15 protein-coding genes are annotated in these 18,920 nt (G+C 59.7%); 5 read left to right on the forward strand and 10 right to left on the reverse strand.

What is annotated here, in order from left to right; all coding sequences use genetic code 11:
* Nucleotides 1-36: 36 nt before the first annotated feature.
* Nucleotides 37-1,434, reverse strand: coding sequence for a NorM family multidrug efflux MATE transporter (locus tag NVV94_RS25890; RefSeq protein ID WP_258445109.1), 1,398 nt, complete (start codon nucleotides 1,432-1,434; stop codon nucleotides 37-39).
* Nucleotides 1,435-1,590: 156 nt separating this feature from the next.
* On the opposite strand from NVV94_RS25890, the gene NVV94_RS25895 reads away from it, so the two are divergent.
* On the forward strand, nucleotides 1,591-2,511 hold the full coding sequence (locus tag NVV94_RS25895) for a LysR substrate-binding domain-containing protein (protein ID WP_258445110.1): 921 nt from the start codon (nucleotides 1,591-1,593) through the stop codon (nucleotides 2,509-2,511).
* Nucleotides 2,512-2,524: 13 nt separating this feature from the next.
* On the opposite strand, the gene NVV94_RS25900 is transcribed toward NVV94_RS25895, so the two are convergent.
* Nucleotides 2,525-3,925 carry a VOC family protein gene (locus tag NVV94_RS25900; RefSeq protein WP_258445111.1) on the reverse strand — a complete coding sequence of 467 codons (1,401 nt, stop codon included), beginning with the start codon at nucleotides 3,923-3,925 and terminating at the stop codon, nucleotides 2,525-2,527.
* Between the two features lie 79 nt (nucleotides 3,926-4,004).
* Nucleotides 4,005-4,934: a LysR family transcriptional regulator gene (locus NVV94_RS25905; protein WP_258447828.1), complete on the reverse strand. Its 930-nt coding sequence runs from the start codon at nucleotides 4,932-4,934 to the stop codon at nucleotides 4,005-4,007.
* Between the two features lie 140 nt (nucleotides 4,935-5,074).
* Here NVV94_RS25905 and NVV94_RS25910 point away from each other — a divergent pair, with 140 nt between their 5' ends.
* Nucleotides 5,075-6,565, forward strand: coding sequence for an aldehyde dehydrogenase family protein (locus tag NVV94_RS25910; protein ID WP_258445112.1), 1,491 nt, complete (start codon nucleotides 5,075-5,077; stop codon nucleotides 6,563-6,565).
* Nucleotides 6,566-6,664: 99 nt separating this feature from the next.
* On the opposite strand, the gene NVV94_RS25915 is transcribed toward NVV94_RS25910, so the two are convergent.
* On the reverse strand, nucleotides 6,665-8,335 hold the full coding sequence (locus NVV94_RS25915) for a bifunctional diguanylate cyclase/phosphodiesterase (RefSeq protein WP_258445113.1): 1,671 nt from the start codon (nucleotides 8,333-8,335) through the stop codon (nucleotides 6,665-6,667).
* A 265-nt stretch (nucleotides 8,336-8,600) separates the two neighbouring features.
* Here NVV94_RS25915 and rep point away from each other — a divergent pair, with 265 nt between their 5' ends.
* Together rep and xpt are read left to right on the forward strand one after the other, a co-directional pair.
* Nucleotides 8,601-10,610 carry a DNA helicase Rep gene (gene rep / locus NVV94_RS25920; protein WP_258445114.1) on the forward strand — a complete coding sequence of 670 codons (2,010 nt, stop codon included), beginning with the start codon at nucleotides 8,601-8,603 and terminating at the stop codon, nucleotides 10,608-10,610.
* Between the two features lie 59 nt (nucleotides 10,611-10,669).
* A complete protein-coding gene (gene xpt / locus NVV94_RS25925) occupies nucleotides 10,670-11,242 on the forward strand; it encodes a xanthine phosphoribosyltransferase (RefSeq protein ID WP_258445115.1) in 573 nt (190 codons plus the stop codon).
* Nucleotides 11,243-11,337: 95 nt separating this feature from the next.
* On the opposite strand, the gene NVV94_RS25930 is transcribed toward xpt, so the two are convergent.
* Nucleotides 11,338-13,257: an acetyl-CoA hydrolase/transferase C-terminal domain-containing protein gene (locus tag NVV94_RS25930; RefSeq protein ID WP_258445116.1), complete on the reverse strand. Its 1,920-nt coding sequence runs from the start codon at nucleotides 13,255-13,257 to the stop codon at nucleotides 11,338-11,340.
* Nucleotides 13,258-13,902: 645 nt separating this feature from the next.
* Between NVV94_RS25930 and NVV94_RS25935 the strand changes: the two genes are divergently transcribed.
* A complete protein-coding gene (locus NVV94_RS25935) occupies nucleotides 13,903-14,625 on the forward strand; it encodes an AAA family ATPase (protein WP_258445117.1) in 723 nt (240 codons plus the stop codon).
* A gap of 116 nt (nucleotides 14,626-14,741) precedes the next feature.
* Here the strand turns inward: NVV94_RS25935 and NVV94_RS25940 are convergent, their stop codons facing one another.
* The 5 genes from NVV94_RS25940 to dadA all read right to left on the reverse strand — a co-directional run bounded on the left by NVV94_RS25940 (nucleotide 14,742) and on the right by dadA (nucleotide 18,812).
* Nucleotides 14,742-15,167, reverse strand: coding sequence for a cytochrome c5 family protein (locus NVV94_RS25940; RefSeq protein WP_258445118.1), 426 nt, complete (start codon nucleotides 15,165-15,167; stop codon nucleotides 14,742-14,744).
* A 171-nt stretch (nucleotides 15,168-15,338) separates the two neighbouring features.
* Nucleotides 15,339-15,887: a cupin domain-containing protein gene (locus NVV94_RS25945; RefSeq protein ID WP_258445119.1), complete on the reverse strand. Its 549-nt coding sequence runs from the start codon at nucleotides 15,885-15,887 to the stop codon at nucleotides 15,339-15,341.
* A 129-nt stretch (nucleotides 15,888-16,016) separates the two neighbouring features.
* On the reverse strand, nucleotides 16,017-17,090 hold the full coding sequence (gene alr / locus NVV94_RS25950) for an alanine racemase (RefSeq protein WP_258445120.1): 1,074 nt from the start codon (nucleotides 17,088-17,090) through the stop codon (nucleotides 16,017-16,019).
* 95 nt (nucleotides 17,091-17,185) lie between these two features.
* Nucleotides 17,186-17,539 (reverse strand): RidA family protein, encoded by a 354-nt coding sequence (locus NVV94_RS25955; RefSeq protein WP_258445121.1) that lies wholly within the window; start codon nucleotides 17,537-17,539, stop codon nucleotides 17,186-17,188.
* The gene (gene dadA, locus NVV94_RS25960; RefSeq protein WP_258445122.1) at nucleotides 17,514-18,812 is read right to left on the reverse strand and encodes a D-amino acid dehydrogenase; all 1,299 of its coding nucleotides are present in this window, start codon (nucleotides 18,810-18,812) and stop codon (nucleotides 17,514-17,516) included. Before dadA ends, NVV94_RS25955 begins: the two co-directional genes overlap by 26 nt.
* Between the last annotated feature and the right edge of the window lie 108 nt (nucleotides 18,813-18,920).

Raw genomic sequence — 18,920 nt, forward strand, 5'->3', positions numbered from 1 at the left:
TTCTCTGTGTGGAGCTGGCTTGCCAGCGATTGGCCGTTACACGGATTCCTGAGCTGCGTTGAGAGGGCGGCTCAATGCTATCCCCCCAATCATCCGCTTCATCCGCCACTCAAACGCCAGCGTCAGCCCGACCGCCGCGCAAGCCAGCCCCAGCGCCAGGCCCCACCAGACCCCAACCGCGCCGCCCTCAAGGTTGAACGCCAGCAACCAGGCGGCCGGTGCGCCGATCAGCCAGTAGCAGCCCAGCCCGACCAGGAATGTGGTCTTGGCGTCCTTCAAGCCGCGTATCGCGCCCATGGCGATGGTTTGAGTGCCATCGAACAGCTCGAACCAGGCTGCCACCGCCAGCAGGCTCACGGCCAACTGGATGACGTCGCGGAAGGCGGGGTCGTTCTGGTCGAGAAAAAGCCCGACCAGCCAGTTCGGCGCCATCCAGAACAGCAAGGCGAAACCGAGCATGGTCGCGGCACCAAAACCGATGCCGATCCGCCCGGCACGCCGCGCCGCCACCAGCTGGCCGGCGCCATAGTGCTGGCCGATGCGCATGGTCACGGCATAGGAAAGCCCGGCAGGAATCATGAAGGCCACCGAGACGATTTGCAGGGCAATCTGGTGCGCCGCCAGTTGCGTGCTGCCCATGGTGCCCATGCACAGTGCGGCGAAGGCGAACAGCCCGACTTCCACGGCATAAGTGCCGCCGATGGGCAGGCCCAACCGCCACAGCTCGCGCAAGGCCGGCATGCAGGGGCGGGCAAGGCCCCGGCGGATCGGGTAGGCAACATAGGCCCGATGCCGACGGATATGCCAGGCCAGCAGCAGTGCCATGCAGTTGGCGACGATGGCGGTGACCAGGCCGATGCCGACAAGGCCCAGTTTGGGCAGGCCGAACATGCCTTCGATCAGGGCATAGTTGAGCGCGAAGTTGGCCACCGTGCCGCCAAGGCTGATGACCATCACCGGGGTGGCGCGGCCCAGCGCGCTGGTGAAACCGCGCAGGGCCATGAAACTCAGGTAGCCGGGCAGGGCAAACGGCAGCAGCAGGAGAAACTGGCTGGCGGCTTCGACGTTGCTCGGTGTCTGCCCGAGCAGGATCAACAGGGGGGACAGGTTCCACAGCAGCAGGCCGGCGGCCACGGCCATGATCCAGGCTAGCCACAACCCGGCCTGGGTCAGGCGGGCAGCGCCTGCGCTATCACCTGCGCCCTGCCGAATCGCGACCAGCGTACCGACCGCTGCAATCACACCGATGCAGAAAATCGAGACGAACGAATAGCTGGCCGCACCCAGCCCGCCGCCGGCCAAGGCCTCGGGGCTGATACGGGCCATCATCAGGGTGTCGGTGAGCACCATCAGCATATGCGCCAACTGCGAGGCAATCAGCGGCCCCGCCAACCGCAGAAGGGCCCAGAGTTCTTTGCGCGCTACAGAATGCATGAGGTTAAGGCTCGATCGGGAAGTGGAAGTCGAAGCCTGGATTCTCGGTGCTTGCGGGTATTTGCACAAAAGGATAAAAACGATTGCTCGCATGAGTAAAACTCATGGAAACAAGATTTCTCCCTGAAGCAGCACTGGAAGTGAGGAAAGCCCGTCATGTCGCGTCGTTTACCGCCTCTGTATGCCCTGCGGGCATTCGAGGCCGCTGCCAGGCACAGTTCGTTCACCCGCGCCGCCGAAGAGTTATCGATAACTCAAAGTGCAGTCAGCCGGCATATCCGCACGCTCGAAGAGCACTTTGCCTGTCGCTTGTTCCAGCGCAATGGCCGCAACCTGCAGTTGAGCGAGGCGGCCCGTTTACTGCTGCCGGGTGTGCGCGAAGGCTTTGCCGCGCTCGAGCGTGCCTGCAATACCCTGCGCAGTGACGATGACATCCTGCGCATGAAAGCCCCTTCGACCCTGACCATGCGTTGGCTGCTGGCACGTTTGAGTCGCTTCCGTCATCTGCAGGCCGGCAATGAGGTTCAGCTCACCAGCGCCTGGATGGATGTCGATAACGTCGACTTCAATCACGAACCGTTCGACTGTGCCGTCTTGTTGAGCGACGGCCATTTCCCCCCGGACTGGGAAGCGACGCTGCTGTTTCCCGAGCTGCTGATACCCGTGGGCGCGCCCAACCTGCTCAATGATCAACCCTGGGATGTCGAGCGGCTGGCCAGTACTGAGTTGCTGCACCCGACCCCGGACCGGCGTGACTGGCGCAGTTGGCTGGAACGGATGAACCTCTCGGAGCAAGTCTCGCTCAAGGGCGGACAAGTCTTCGACACGCTGGAGCTGGGCATGATCGCCGCCGCGCGAGGCTATGGTGTCTCCATGGGCGACTTGCTGATGGTCGCCGAAGACGTGGCCCAGGGACGGCTGAGCCTGCCCTGGCCGACAGCGGTGGCCAGCGGCCTGGACTACTATCTGGTCTGGCCCAGAACGCGCCCCGGTGGTGAGCGCCTGCGGCGCTTGAGTGTTTTTCTGCAGGGCGAAGTCCAGGCCATGCAACTGCCGCAGGTTGAAACCTTGCGCTGAGCCGGCAGCCCGGCTAGCTCAGTGCCGGCAGCGCCAGTGCCGTTGCACAGGCTTGCAGCGAACGGCGTTCGGTCTCGGCATACAGCGCAAGCTCATCCAATACCGGTCGCTCGAGCGCCTGTTCGAAGGCCTGTTGGTTGGCATTGCTGCCATAGTGGCTCTGCGCGCCATCGCCCAGGTTTGACTGGAAGATCCCGGCCGCGCTGACGGGCAGAAAATCTTCGTAGACCAGCGCTTCGAAGTGCACATGGCCGGCCTCGATCAGGGCGTGCAGCGATGCAGGTCGTGCGTTGTCGTTGCGCGCGGCCAAGCCTTTCTCGGTGGCGAAGTAGCGGAAAAAGGCCAGCCCCTGTTCGCGCATTTGTGCGAGGTCGTCGGGAAATGCCTTGAACGTGTTGGCGAGGAGCGCCATGTAGTGTTCGGCATTGTCCTCGGCAGGCAGGCCGCCCAGCGCATGGCGCGCTTCGTTGAGGAGTTGGTCGTACCGTGCACGCCCCTTGGGCGTCAGGGCTGCGCCGCGTTGTTCGATCTCGCCGAATCGTGCGGTGTGGCTGCCACTGGCTTGGTGATGTTGATCGGTAAAGGCAACTCTTTCCTGCAGCGCCTTGAAGCTGGTCTGGCGCAGCAGGATCGGGTATTTGCGCGGTGGCGGCCCTTCGATCACGGCCTTGGGTGGTATGCCTTTTTTCGGCATGCCGGCCTGGATGGCGTCAATGTCGAGGGTGCGCGGGGTCAGGTGATTGATGTGCGGGCCTTTGAAAGCCACCACATCGGCGATCAGCCGATGCTGGTCATGCAGTTGCCGATATTCCGCGGCGGTGACCGTCGCCTCACGATGCCAGCGGAAGGTTTCCAGGGCCTGCTCTACAAAGTCGGCAGCGTCCCCGGCATTCAGGCCACCTTGTTGCTCGCACTGTTCGATCAGCAGCAGCGCGCGTGGGGTGAAGATCTGGCGCTTGGCCAGAATCGACTGGGCCAGTTCGCGCAGTGGCAGGTTGTCGATCAGCTCCAGGCGCAGTAACGAGGTAAACACGCGAAATGGGCTGACCTGCAGAAATTGCTCATGAATGGCGCGAAACGCCGTCGAATGCACCGGCACACCGGCGGGGGTCAGGTCGTAGTAACCCACCGGCTGCATGCCCATGACCGCGAACAGGCGGGCGATGGTCGCCAGTTCCTGGGCCGTGCCAACACGGATGGCGCCATGGCGCTCCTGGTCCAGGCGCTGGATTTCGCCGGTCCAGCGCAAGGTCTCGGCAATGTTCGGGTTGTTTTCCATCACGGCCTGATTGATCTCGCCGACCAGCTCCAGCAGGGTTCCGTACAACGGCACTTCCAGCTTGTACATCGCCGACATGGCCGCCGAGAACTGCGCGCGAATGCTGTCGGGGCTGACGAAATCTTGGGTGGGCATCGAGAAAACTCCAGGCGAATGAGCGCCACTATGAAAGCGAGGAATCCTGGGGCCGTGCAAGCGAAAAAAAGTCGACCTGTTATTCCATATTTTCTGAATGTACCGCGTTTGTCTGGGAGGCCAGCGTGACTTCCTTGCGTATCCAGTCGACCAGGCTGCGAACCTTGGGGACTTCCGCCGAGTGTTCGGAAAAGGCCAGAAAATGCGAGCCGGCGCTGCGCATGGCGTGATCCCAGGGAATGATCAGCTTGCCCTCGGCCAGTTCGTTCTCGACCAGGTAGCGCGGCACCAGGGCCACGCCGCAGCCGGCCTGGGCTGCACTCAGGCACATGTAAAAGGTATCGAAGCGCGGGCCGTGGTAGCTGTGTTGCGAGTGCAACCCCTGCTCGAGAAACCATTCATGCCAGGCCTCTGGCCGTGAGGTGCTTTGCAGCAATACCTGGTCGGCCAGGTCCTGCGCGCTTTTCAGGGGCTGGCCTTGCAGCAGTTCCGGTGCGCAGACAGGAATCACATCTTCGCCAAACAGTTCTATGCAGGTCGCCCCCGGCCACGTGCCCTGGCCGAAGAAAAACACCACATCCGCCTTGGCTTGCAGCAGGGCGAACGGCTCCAGTTCATTGCGGATATCCAGGTGGATGTTCGGGTGTTTCTTGCCGAAGCCCTTGAGGTGAGGGATCAGCCAGCGCACGCCAAAGCTCGGCTGGGTCGCGACCTTGAGCACTTCGGTTTCTTCGCCGTAGGACATGATGTAGCGACTGGACATGTCTACCTGGGTGAGGATTTTGTTCACCTCGGTGAGGTAGAGCGAACCGGCCGGCGTCAGCTGCAAGCGCCGACGAATGCGCAGGAACAGGTGATGGCGCAGCATCTCCTCCAGTTGCGCGACCTGTTTGCTCACTGCGCTTTGGGTCAGGTGCAGCTCTTCGGCGGCACGGGTGAAGCTCAAATGCCGGGCGGCGGCTTCGAAGCACTGCAAGGCGGCCATCGACGGCACCAGGCGTTTGGACATGTCGGTCTCGGTATGCAGACGCACATCATTACCTGACGGAATGATGTGCTGAATAAAGGTCGTTTGTTGCGCCAGAGTAATCGGATTAATACTGATCCTTATCACTGATTTCAACCACTCATCAGATGCAGGAGAAGAAAATGGTTGATGGACTGCTTAAAAGCCTGGGCGTACCGGCAAGTGCCTATACCCAAGGCAACCATCCCGTTCACACCCCCATCGATGGCAGCGCGATTGCCGCGGTCACCCTCGAGGGCAAGGCCGAAGTACTGGGCAAGATCGATGTTGCCGAGCATGCCTTCCAGGCCTGGCGCAATGTGCCGGCGCCGCGTCGCGGTGAGCTGATTCGTTTGTTCGGTGAAGTCCTGCGTCAGCACAAGGCTCAACTGGGCGAGCTGGTTTCCATCGAAGCCGGCAAGATCACCCAGGAAGGCTTGGGTGAAGTGCAGGAAATGATCGATATCTGCGACTTCGCCGTCGGCCTGTCACGCCAGCTCTACGGCTTGACCATCGCTTCGGAACGCCCGGGCCACCACATGCGTGAAACCTGGCACCCACTGGGTATCGTCGGGGTGATCAGTGCGTTCAACTTCCCGGTCGCGGTCTGGGCCTGGAACACCACCCTGGCGCTGGTCTGCGGTAACGCCGTGCTGTGGAAGCCTTCGGAGAAAACCCCGCTGACTGCATTGGCTTGCCAGGCGTTGTTCGAGAAAGCCCTGCAAGCCTTCGGCGATGCGCCGCAAGGCTTGAGCCAACTGATCATCGGCGACCGTGACGCCGGCCAGGCACTGGTCGATGACCCGCGCGTGCCTCTGGTCAGTGCCACCGGCAGCACCCGCATGGGCCGCGAAGTCGGCCCACGGGTTGCCGCGCGTTTCGGTCGCAGCATCCTGGAGCTGGGCGGCAACAACGCCATGATCCTGGCCCCTAGCGCCGACCTGGACCTGGCCGTGCGCGGCATTTTGTTCAGCGCCGTCGGGACTGCCGGCCAGCGGTGCACCACACTGCGTCGGTTGATCGTGCATCGCTCGGTCAAGGATGAAGTGCTGGCACGAATCAAGGCGGCCTATGCCAAGGTCCGTATCGGTGACCCGCGTCAGGACAACCTGGTCGGTCCGTTGATCGACAGGCAGGCCTTCCAGGCGATGCAGGACGCACTGACCCGCGCCCGCGATGAAGGCGGCAGCGTGTTCGGTGGCGAGCGTCAGCTGCAAGAGCAGTATCCGAACGCTTATTACGTGGCGCCGGCCATCGTTGAAATGCCTGGCCAGACCGATGTGGTCCGCCATGAAACCTTTGCACCGATTCTGTACGTACTGACCTACGATTCGTTCGAGGACGCCTTGCGCCTGAACAACGAAGTCCCGCAGGGCTTGTCCTCGTGCATCTTCACTACCGACCTGCGCGAGGCCGAACGCTTCCAGAGCGCGGCGGGCAGCGACTGTGGCATTGCCAACGTCAACATCGGCACCAGCGGTGCGGAAATCGGCGGCGCCTTCGGTGGCGAGAAAGAAACCGGTGGGGGCCGTGAATCGGGCTCCGACTCCTGGAAAGCGTACATGCGTCGGCAGACCAACACCGTCAACTATTCCCGTGAGTTGCCGTTGGCGCAGGGGATTGTGTTCGACTGAAATCATGTAAGAACGAGCGCTTTGCGCTCGATCGCTGGCAAGCCACACATGGTGCAGAGTGCTCTCTGTGGCTTGCCAGCGATAAAGGCCGAAGGCCTTTCAACCCGCAGTTTGCACAGCCTGCGGCGACATCCCCACCATCAGAAAATCCAACAGCTGCTCCAGCGGCAATGGCCTGCTGATCAGGTAACCCTGAACCTGATCGCAGCCAAAGCTACGCAACAACGCCAATTGCTCCTGCGTTTCCACACCTTCGGCAACCACTTCCAGGTTGAGGTTATGCGCCAGGTTGATCATGGCGTGGACCAGCTTGCGATTCTCTTCGCGCTGTTCCATCCCGCCGACAAAGCTCCTGTCGACCTTGAGCAAGGTAATCGGCAGGCTGTTGAGGTGCACGAATGACGAGAACCCGGTACCGAAATCGTCCAGCGAGAAGCGCACGCCCAAGCGCCCGAGGGCGTCCATGGTCTGCTTGACCAGATCGTTGCGCCGCATCACCGCGGTTTCGGTCAGTTCGAATTCCAGCCACTGGGAATCGACGCCATGTTCGACGATCAATCGGCTCAAGGTCGCCAGCAACTGGCTGTCCTGGAACTGCCGGAATGAAAGGTTCACCGCCATGTGCAAGGCCGGCAGCCCCTGCTCACGCAGCACCTGCATATCGCGCAGGGCTCGCGAGATCACCCAATAACCCAGCGGCACGATCAGCCCGCTCTGTTCAGCCAGTGGCACGAACTCACTCGGAGGCAGCAAACCGCGTTCGTCGTGGCGCCAGCGCACCAGCGCCTCAAGCCCGACGATCTGGCCGTCCTCAAGGTTCATTCGCGGCTGGTAATGCAACTCCAGCTCATCACGGCGCAAGGCCCGGCGCAGTTCGCTTTCAAGGTCCGCGAGGCTACGCGCATTGCGATTGATGCTTTCGTTGAAGATATGGAAGGTACAGCCCTGCGTGCTCTTGGCCTGCTGCATGGCGATATGCGCGTGCCACATCAAGGGGTCGGCGCCACCCTCGGCCCGGGCATGGGCCACACCCAGGCTGCAGCCGATCAACAGGCTGTCGCCGTCGATCCAGTAGGGCTCGGCCATGGTTTCGGTAATCCGCTCGGCCAGCCACTCTGCACGGCGCGGCTCGCGCCGGGTGTCGATCAGCAGGGCGAACTCGTCGCTGCCCAGGCGTGCCAGTTGGTCGCCTGCTTCGAGCTGGCTCTTCAACCGCCCCACCACTTGCAGGATCAGACGATCGCCCGCCTGATGCCCCAATGCGTCGTTGGCATGCCGGAAGTTGTCCAGGTCCAGATGACCGAGGGCCACGCCACGGCCCTCATGCTCGGCCAGGCGTGCCGCGAGCAGCGTCTGGAAACCCTGGCGATTGGCAATGCCCGTCAACGGGTCCTGCTCGGCAAGGCGTTGCAGGGTCATTTCCAGTACCCCACGCTCGCGGACATGCCGCAGGCAACGGCGCAAGGTATCCGGGCTCAAGGCTTTGCGCACCAACCAGTCACTGACACCGAGCGGCGCCTGGGCCGGTTCCTGTTCGAGCAACATCACCATCGGCAAATCGCAGCGCCCCGATGCCGGCTGCAGCTCAGGGGTGCACAGCAGCACAGCCATACGGTCCTCGGCGAACAGGCTGCTGACAGACTCCCAGGTCGGAGCACTGATCAGCACTGCCGTACCCGCCAACGGAACCAGACACTCGCGCAACACCGTCGACCACTCGGGCTCATCGGCCAAAAGCAGCAAACGCAATGGTTCGACAGGCGTAGACAAGCTTGCTCCTTAGGACAGTTTTACAGTCAGTGGCAGTTTGGCATCGGTCGGATCATGATAAATCATCAATGTGAATGATTTTCAATAATTCCCCATGCCACTCTAATCTCGATCAGCCATTGCGATTTTGCCAAGCATCCTGCGTGAAAGTATCAAAACCGGCAAATTTAGATAGAGGGATGCGTCACAGTGTCAGACGGTCGCGGCAGAATCTCTCGACCCTGTTAAAATGCCCGGCCATTTTTCAAGTGACCCTTTTCCCGCCATGTCCCGACTCAATCCCCGGCAACAAGAAGCCGTGAACTACGTCGGCGGCCCTCTTTTGGTGCTCGCCGGTGCTGGCTCCGGCAAGACCAGCGTGATCACCCGTAAAATCGCGCACCTGATCCAGAATTGCGGCATTCGTGCGCAGTACATCGTCGCCATGACCTTTACCAACAAGGCCGCGAGGGAGATGAAGGAACGGGTCGGCACCCTGCTGCGCGGTGGCGAAGGGCGTGGCCTGACGGTGTCGACCTTTCACAACCTGGGCCTGAACATCATTCGCAAGGAACACGTGCGACTGGGCTACAAGCCGGGCTTTTCGATCTTCGACGAAACCGATGTCAAAGCCCTGATGACCGACATCATGCAGAAGGAATACTCGGGCGACGACGGCGTCGACGAGATCAAGAACATGATCGGTGCCTGGAAAAACGACCTGGTCCTGCCGCCCGAAGCCCTGGAAAACGCCCGCAATCCCAAGGAACAGACCGCCGCGATCGTCTACACGCACTACCAACGCACGCTCAAGGCGTTCAATGCGGTGGATTTCGACGACTTGATCCTGCTGCCGGTGAAGCTGTTCCAGGAACACGCCGACATCCTGGAAAAGTGGCAGAACAAGGTCCGCTACCTGCTGGTGGACGAATACCAGGACACCAACGCCAGTCAGTATCTGCTGGTGAAATTGCTGATCGGCACGCGCAACCAGTTCACCGTGGTCGGCGACGATGACCAGTCGATCTACGCCTGGCGTGGCGCCCGTCCGGAAAACCTGATGCTGCTCAAGGACGATTACCCCGCCTTGAAGGTGGTGATGCTCGAACAGAACTATCGCTCCACCAGCCGCATCCTGCGCTGCGCCAACGTACTGATTTCGAACAACCCGCACGCTTTCGAAAAGCAGCTGTGGAGTGAAATGGGCCACGGTGACGAGATCCGCGTGATCCGCTGCCGCAACGAAGATGCCGAAGCCGAGCGCGTGGCCGTGGAAATCCTCAGCCTGCACCTGCGCACCGACCGCCCGTACAGCGATTTTGCGATTCTCTACCGCGGCAACTACCAGGCCAAGCTGATCGAGCTGAAGCTGCAGCATCACCAGGTGCCTTATCGCCTCTCCGGCGGCAACAGCTTTTTCGGGCGCCAGGAGGTCAAGGACCTGATGGCCTACTTCCGCCTGCTGGTGAACCCGGATGACGACAACGCCTTTCTGCGGGTCATCAACGTGCCGCGCCGGGAAATCGGCTCGACCACCCTGGAGAAGCTCGGCAATTATGCCACCGAACGCAAGGTGTCGATGTATGCCGCCACCGATGAGCTGGGCCTGGGCGAGCACCTGGACAGCCGCTTCACTGACCGCCTGCAGCGTTTCAAGCGCTGGATGGACGGGGTACGCCAACAAGTCGCCCAGGAAGATCCGATCGGCGCCCTGCGCAGCATGGTCATGGACATCGACTACGAGAACTGGATTCGTACCAACAGTTCCAGCGACAAGGCCGCCGACTACCGCATGGGCAACGTCTGGTTCTTGATCGAGGCGCTGAAGAACACCCTGGAAAAAGACGAAGATGGCAATATGACCATCGAAGAAGCCATCGGCAAGCTGGTCTTGCGCGACATGCTCGAACGTCAACAGGAAGAGGAAGATGGCGCCGAAGGCGTGCAGATGATGACCCTGCACGCCTCCAAGGGCCTGGAATTCCCTTACGTGTTCATCATGGGCATGGAGGAGGAGATCCTTCCGCACCGCTCCAGCATCGAGGCCGACACCATCGAAGAGGAGCGCCGGCTGGCCTATGTCGGGATCACTCGGGCCCGCCAGACCCTGGCATTCACCTTCGCCGGCAAGCGCAAGCAATACGGCGAGATCATCGATTGTGCGCCGAGCCGCTTCCTCGATGAGCTGCCACCGGACGACCTGGCCTGGGAAGGCAACGACGATACACCGACGGAAGTCAAAGCCGTGCGCGGCAACAACGCACTGGCAGACATCCGCGCCATGCTCAAGCGTTAATAAATCAACCCGGCCTCGACCCTTGCGTCGGGGCCCTTTGGCTACATTGAGGAACCGCCGTGGAAGCACTGCACAAAAAGATTCGCGAAGAAGGCATCGTGCTTTCCAGTCAAGTCCTGAAGGTTGACGCCTTTCTCAACCACCAGATCGACCCCGCGCTGATGCAACTGATCGGTGACGAATTCGCCCGCCTGTTCGCCGACGCCGGTGTCACCAAGATCGTCACCATCGAAGCCTCAGGCATCGCTCCGGCGATCATGACCGGCCTGAAACTGGGTGTACCGGTGATTTTCGCGCGCAAGCATCAGTCCCTGACCCTGACTGAAAACCTGCTGACCGCGTCGGTCTACTCCTTCACCAAGCAGACCGAGAGCACCGTGGCGATCTCCCCACGGCATCTGAACAGCAGCGACCGCGTGCTGGTCATCGATGACTTCCTGGCCAATGGCAAGGCTTCGCAAGCGCTCATCTCGATCATCAAGCAAGCCGGCGCCAGTGTCGCGGGCCTGGGCATCGTCATCGAGAAGTCGTTCCAGGGCGGTCGTGCCGAGCTGGATTCGCAGGGCTACCGGGTTGAATCGCTGGCGCGAGTCAAATCGCTGGCCGGTGGTGTGGTTACCTTCATCGAGTGAGGCTTTCGGGCCTCATCGCTGGCAAGCCAGCTCCCACAGAGATTTGCAGGGTATCCACTATCCTATGTGGGAGCTGGCTTGCCAGCGATAGGGCGTCACGCGGTAGCTTGCAGGCCTGCCAATAGCAGTCTCTGATACAGCTCCTCACGCAACCCCTGCGGTTGCTCCAGCTGCATGCGCGCAAGCTGCGCCGGGAACGCCGAAGGCCCCGGTGCATCGAGCGTCGCCTTGCCCAATTCGAGAATCTCGCTGAGCTTGAACTTGCTCTTGAGCCAGTTCAACGCACGCAACAGGTCCTGCTCTTCACTGCTGAAATCACACCCCAACGGGTACTGCGCAAAAAGCTGTGGGTGTCGCGCCTCAATCGCCTGCAAACGCTGCGGCGTATTATCGGTAAAGCGCGGATCAAGGCTAAAGCCCTCGGGTAACTTGCCGGCCTTTTGCGCCTGTTCGATCAGCCCCGGCTGGAAGCGTGAATCGCTGATATTGAGCAGCGCTTCGATCACTTTGGCATCGGTTTTCCCGCGTAGATCGGCAATGCCGTACTCGGTAACCACCACGTCACGCAGGTGTCGTGGGATGGTGCAGTGCCCGTACTCCCAGACCACATTGGAACTGATCACGCCACCGGACTCGCGCCAGCTGCGCAGCAGCAGAACCGACCGCGCGCCCTCCAGCGCATGCCCCTGTACGACGAAGTTGTACTGCCCACCAACGCCACTGAGCACCCTGCCGTCTTCCAGTTGGTCGGCCACCCCGGCACCAAGCAGGGTCACGGTAAACGCGCTGTTGATAAAGCGCGCATCGCGCCGTTGCAGACGCTTCAGGGTTTCCTGCCCATAGAGTTCGTTGATGTAGCTGATGGCTGTCATATTGACCGCATCGAGCGTACTGGCCGGCAGCTCGCGCAGGCGCTGGTAGAAGCTTTGCGGGCCAAGGAAGAATCCGCCGTGAATCAACACCCCGTCCGGCTGCGCGGCTTCGTCGAGCAGGCCGGCATTGGCCTGGCGTTGCCGCGCCTCATCAGGGTAGACCTTGCGTCGCACCACACCGGCTTCGGCGAGCGCCAGCAGACCGTTGACGAACATTTCGCTGCAACCATAGAGCCCCTGGGCAAAAGGCGCGCTCCCACCTTCACGGTCGATCAGCGGCTGCCAGGGTGTCAGGTCGAAATCACCCAGCAGTGCCTGGTAGGCCGGGTTGTCCGCTTGCCGGGCGAGCAGCGCTGCGGTCAAGGCATCGCCCATCGAACCAATACCGATCTGCAAGGTACCGCCATCGCGCACCAGGGTACTGGCATGCAGGCCAATGCAATGATCCTGCAAGCCCACCGGCATGTTCGGCGTGGAAAACAGCCGCTTGTGCTCCACCTCATCGATGAGCAGGTCGAACATTGAGTTGTCGACCTCGGCATCACCGGGCATCGCCGGCAGTTCGGCATGAACTTGCCCAAGTATCAGGATGGTTTCACCCGCCGCGCGCCGCTTGGCGATCATCGGCAACAGATCGAGGGTGATGTCCGGGTTACAGCTCAAACTGAGGCGATCGGCCTGTTGTGGAACCTGGGCGACCAGTTGCGCCACCAGGTTCAAACCATTGGCGTTGATGTCCCGGGCGGCGTGGCTGTAGTTGCTGCTGACATAATCCTGCTGGGCGCAGCGGCTATTGAGCAGGCTGCCTGGCTGCAGGTAAAACTGCTCGATGCGGATATTCTCCGGCAGGCTGTCGCCTTGCACATCCGCCAGGTAGTCAAGCTCTTCGTAGTCACCGAAGACCCGCTCGACAAAAGGTTCGAGAAAGCGCCGCTGCAACCCATCGCCCAATGGCGGACGCCCCAGGCTCAAGGCGGTGTAGATCGTCAATTGGCGTTCAGGCAGTTGCCTGATCCGGGCATACAACGCGTTGACGAAGCGATTCGGCTTGCCCAGACCCAGCGGCAGGCCCATATGGATATGTGCAGGCAGACGTGTCAGCACCTGGTCGACCGCGCGTTCAACGGAACAGATTTGCAACATATCCATCTCCCCTTCAGCCCCCTGAGCCTCTCCGGCCCGGATGGAATGATTTTAGCTGCACTTCAATAATATAACTGACATCAGTTTTGCGAAGAGGCATTTAAGACTAAAAAAGTTTCTTTAAATTCACATAGTTAAACACCGAGAAACTTTCGATACCACGCTCCGAGGAAATCTCTGACGGACAGTCCTCTCAGCATTCCAAGCCGTTTCTGATTGACCTCAATTTCCGCCTCAACAACACTTCGATCAAGCAACATAAATCCAATCCATGCACTCTCAAAAACAAACACAATGAGGAAGAGCCAGATGAACAACACCTAAATCAATTCGCAATACAAATAACAACTTCATCTCAGGGAGAAAACGATGAATATCGACTATACCGCCTTACAAAGTCAACGCGCTAAAATTTAAGATCATCCACGCCAATAGCAGAACTAGTTCTGCAGGCTTACAGCAACCTAACATCCGCCAGCAGTGGAACAAGGCCATGTACCACTTGCTGCACACAGTGCTGGAATAGATGCTACCTTGCTACCTATGCGCACTATTTTCAACGGCATGTTGCCAATCAATAGAGTCAACTCTGACATTGATAGGCATTAACCAATCAGTAAAGCGTATATTCGATGGAGCCTGTTAATGAACAGCCTTTACATTCGGGAAATTCGTCTAAAACCCAGCAACATACCACATCCTTGGAGAGACATTTTTCCAATAAAACTCTCAAATGCCATCACTATAATCATGGGCGAAAATGGGTGTGGTAAGTCAACACTACTCGAAAGCATTGCTATAAAGCTCGGATGCAATCCTGAAGGCGGCAGCAAGAATTTTATGTTTCAAACTCAAAATACCCATTCCGACCTGCACAATCACCTCCAGATTTCTAAAGGCCACCTCAAAGAAAAGGACTTATATTTCTACAGAGCGGAGACCTTTTACAACCTAAATACTGAAATCAGAAGACTCGACGAGGAGAAAGGATATGGTCCTGAAATAAAGTCTTATTATGGAGGGCGCGATCTTCATACTGTGTCGCATGGAGAAGCAATGGAGGCGCTATTCAAGCATCGCTTCAGAAGCCAAGGTCTTTACATTCTGGACGAGCCAGAAGCCTCTTTATCACCGCTTCGCCAATTAAGTTTTATTCAGCGAATAACAGATCTGGCGCAATCAGGCTCTCAATTTTTAATCGCCACTCACTCGCCGATCTTGATGTTTACGCCAGGCTCTGAGCTGCTTCAAATTTTAGACGGCGAGCTGGTTCCTGTTGTTGCTCAAGAAACAGAAGCATTCAGCATCTATAAAGCTGTGCTAAATACGCATGGGGCGTATCTGAAAAAAATGCTAGGTTCTCCCTGAAATGTGTCCGTCATTCACCACACCGAATAAAAACCCCGAAAAGTCGGGGTTTTTATTCGGTTACCGCCAGATTAGCTGCTCAGCCCGCGAGATGCGTCTGTAGAGCCTGTCCAAGCTTATTTCAGACCGGACATCTCCTGAATCGCACCTTTGAGCTCGTCATCCGAGCAATCGGCACAGGTGCCTTTTGGCGGCATCGAGTTGATACCGGTGATGGCCTTGGCCAGGATGCCATTCAGACCACCTTCCTTATCGGCACGTGCTTTCCACGCAGCCGCGTCACCGATTTTCGGCGCGCCCAGCAGACCAGTGCCGTGGCAAGCGTTGCAATGTTTTGCAATAACATCCTTCGGGGCCTTGGCAGCGCCACCGCCAGCAGAGGCAGCAACTTCCATCCCTTTGCATTCCTGACCCTGCACGCACACCTGGCCTACCGGCTCCAGGCGCTTGGCAATGTCATCGTTGGTCGCAGCCTGAGCGCTGACTGCCCAAAGGGCCAATACGACAGCTGGTGCGGCCAGCATTTTCTTAATTAGATTCACGCGTACACCCTCATCGTGGCTAGTCACGCCCGCGGCCACGGTTTCGCGGGCGGGCGCAAGTATAACGAGAACCCTGCCACTCTGAAACAACCCTAAAGTCGCAGGGGTATTAGTAGTGGTAAAAGAGTCCCATGGACGCCTGCATGCACGGCATGCCTGGGCGCCCCTGAATCAGAAGTTTGCTGGCGTCGCCGCACTGATCAGGCGTGCCGGTACATCATAGGGATTGCGAAACCGGTGCGGCTTGGTGCTTTCGAAATAGTAGCTGTCACCCACTTCAAGCACAAAGGTTTCCAGGCCGACGACCAGTTCCAGGCGGCCTTCGACCAGAATGCCGGTCTCTTCGCCTTCGTGCGTGAGCATTTCTTCGCCGGTATCGGCACCTGGCGGGTAAATCTCGTTGAGAAAGGCAATCGCCCGGCTCGGGTGCGCCTTGCCCACCAGTTTCATGGTGACGGCACCGTCGGAAATGTCGATCAGCTCATTGGCCTTGTAGACGATCTGAGTCGGGTTTTCGGGTTGCAGCTCTTCAGAAAAGAACTCGACCATGGACATCGGAATACCGCCCAGCACCTTCCTCAATGAGCTGATCGAAGGGCTGACGCTATTCTTCTCGATCATCGAAATGGTGCTATTGGTGACGCCCGCACGCTTGGCGAGCTCACGCTGGGAAAGACCTTTGAGTTTGCGAATGGCTTGCAGTCGTTCACCGACGTCCAATGCGGGAGTCCTCCTAATGTACAGGTGAGGTCGAAATTGAACGTTATCATCGCAACAGCGTTCAGTATTTACAACACTTCGACCACAACCTGATCGATCAGGCGACTTGCGGCAACCCCAGGCCCGGCGCTAGCTCCCGCTGTAGAGCAGTGGCACCCGGCGCAGGTTGCAAAAGATCTGGTAGGGAATGGTACCGGCCTGGATCGCGACGTCGCTGGCCAGGATGTTTTTACCCCAAAGTTCGACCGGGCTGCCCAGGCCTGCCTGCGGTACGTCGGTCAGGTCGATGCACAGCATGTCCATCGAAACCCGCCCAAGCAGTTGGCTGCGCTGCCCTGCCACCAGCACCGGCGTTCCGGTCGGGGCCAGGCGCGGGTAACCATCGGCATAACCCATGGCAACCACGCCGATCCGACTCGGGCGCTGGGTAACGAATTTCGCGCCATACCCCACCGCCTCGCCCACCGGCAGTTCGCGCACGCTGATGACCTTCGACTCGAGGGTCATCACCGGTTGCAGCCGGGCTGCCTGGCTTTGCGCCACTTCAAAAGGCGTTGCACCGTAAAGCATGATGCCGGGGCGAACCCAATCGCTGGGGATGTCTGGCCAACCCAGTACCGCCGGCGAGTTGCGCAGGCTCACCTGTGCCGAAAGGCCCTTGCGGGCGGCTTCGAACACCGCGACCTGATCGGCGCTGCTCGGGCAGTCCAGTTCGTCGGCGCGCGCGAAGTGGCTCATCAGGACGATCTTGGCGACTTTGCCGCTGGCCAGCAGGCGCTGATAGGCAGCCTGGTAATCTTTCGGATGCAGGCCAACCCGGTGCATGCCCGAGTCCAGCTTGAGCCAGACCGTCAACGGCTTGCTCAGCCTGGCCTGTTCGATGGCCTCCAGCTGCCAGAGCGAATGCACCACGCACCAGAAGTCGTGCTGCACGATCAAATCAAGCTCATCGGCCTCGAAAAAACCTTCCAGCAACAGCACCGGGGCGCTGATGCCGGCCGCTCGCAGTTCCAGCGCTTCCTCGATGCAGGCCACTGCAAAACCATCGGCCTCGGCCTCCAGGGCCTGGGCACAGCGCACGGCGCCATGGCCATAGGCATCGGCCTTGATCACGGCAAGGGCCTTGGCCCCTGAGAGTTCGCGGGCAAGTTGATAGTTATGGCGTAACGCTTGGAGGTCGATCAGGGCACGGGCAGGACGCATGACGGCAGCCTTCTGGGCAGTCTTGTGGAGGAATAAAAACCCGGCACCGACACGTGGCTGTTGGGCCGCGAGCGGCGCCGGGTGAGGGATCTTGCTTAAGGCAGAGCGGCGACAACCGACAGCTCGACGAGAATTTCCGGCTCGCAAAGCTTGGCTTCCACCGTAGCGCGGGCACAGGCAGTGCCTTTTGGCAGCCAAGTGTCCCAGACGCTGTTCATGCCCTGGAAATCGGCATCGATGTCCTTGAGGTAAATGGTCACGGACAGCAAACGCGACTTGTCGGTACCCGCCAGATCCAGCAGACGCTCGATGTTGGCCAACGTCTCGCGGGTCTGCTGTTCAATCCCGGCGTTCATGTCGTCGCCCACTTGGCCGGCAAGGTATACAGTGCCGTTGTGAACAACGATCTGACTCATCCGCTCGTTAGTGCGCTGGCGCTGGATTGACATGTTTTTCAGCCTCCGGGAGTTTACCGTAGCGATAGATATCGAGGCCTTCGGCGCTGATCTGCGGTTTTTTACGCGCGATCAGATCGGCCAGGAAGCGACCGGAGCCACAGGCCATGGTCCAACCGAGGGTGCCGTGGCCAGTATTGAGGAACAGGTTACGGAATGGCGTGGCACCCACGATAGGTGTGCCATCTGGAGTGGTCGGGCGCAGGCCGGTCCAGAAACTGGCCTGGCTCAGATCACCACCCTGAGGATAGAGATCGCCGACGATCATCTCCAGCGTTTCGCGCCGACGCGGGTTGAGCGACAGGTCAAAACCGGCGATTTCAGCCATGCCACCGACGCGGATCCGATTGTCGAAACGGGTGATCGCAACCTTGTAGGTCTCGTCGAGAATGGTCGAAGTCGGGGCCATGGCCGGGTTGGTGATCGGCACGGTCAGCGAGTAACCCTTGAGCGGATACACCGGAGCCCTGATGCCCAGCGGCTTGAGCAATTGCGGTGAGTAGCTGCCCAGTGCCAGCACGTAGCGGTCGGCGGTTTCCAGCTTGCCGTCGATCCACACGCCATTGATGCGGTCACCGGCAAAGTCCAGACGCTCGATGGCCTGGCCGAAGCGGAATTCCACGCCCAGTTTGATGGCCATTTCGGCCAGGCGGGTGGTGAACATCTGGCAGTCGCCGGTCTGGTCGTTCGGCAGCCGCAGGGCGCCGGCGAGAATATCGGTGACGCTGCCCAGGGCCGGTTCGACCCGGGCGATACCTTCGCGGTCGAGTACTTCGTAAGGCACGCCAGACTGCTCCAGGACTGCAATGTCCTTGGCCGCGTTGTCCAATTGTGCCTGGGTACGGAACAGCTGGGTGGTGCCCAGGGTGCGGCCTTCATAGGCGATACCGGTCTCGGCACGCAGTTCGTCGAGGCAGTCGCGGCTGTACTCGGACAAGCGGACCATGCGCTCCTTGTTCACCGCATAACGGCTGGCGGTGCAGTTGCGCAGCATTTGCGCCATCCACAGGTACTGGTCGATGTCGGCAGTCGCCTTGATCGCCAGAGGGGCGTGACGCTGCAGCAGCCACTTGATGGCCTTGAGCGGAACACCTGGCGCGGCCCAGGGCGAAGCGTAGCCCGGCGAGACTTGCCCGGCGTTGGCAAAGCTGGTTTCCATGGCAACGGCTGGTTGACGGTCGACCACCACGACTTCGTAACCTTCCCGCGCCAGATAATAGGCACTGGCCGTACCAATGACACCGCTACCAAGCACCAGAACTCGCATGATCTATCCCTCAACGCGGCTGACCGCGGACATTTGTTGTTGATTGCCAAGATGTGCGCAGTATAAAAATCTTAAGCCAGTGCTTCTCACTATATAAACAGCTATATT

Origin of the sequence: Pseudomonas sp. LS1212 (assembly GCF_024741815.1) — a bacterium.
Taxonomy (GTDB): Bacteria; Pseudomonadota; Gammaproteobacteria; order Pseudomonadales; family Pseudomonadaceae; genus Aquipseudomonas.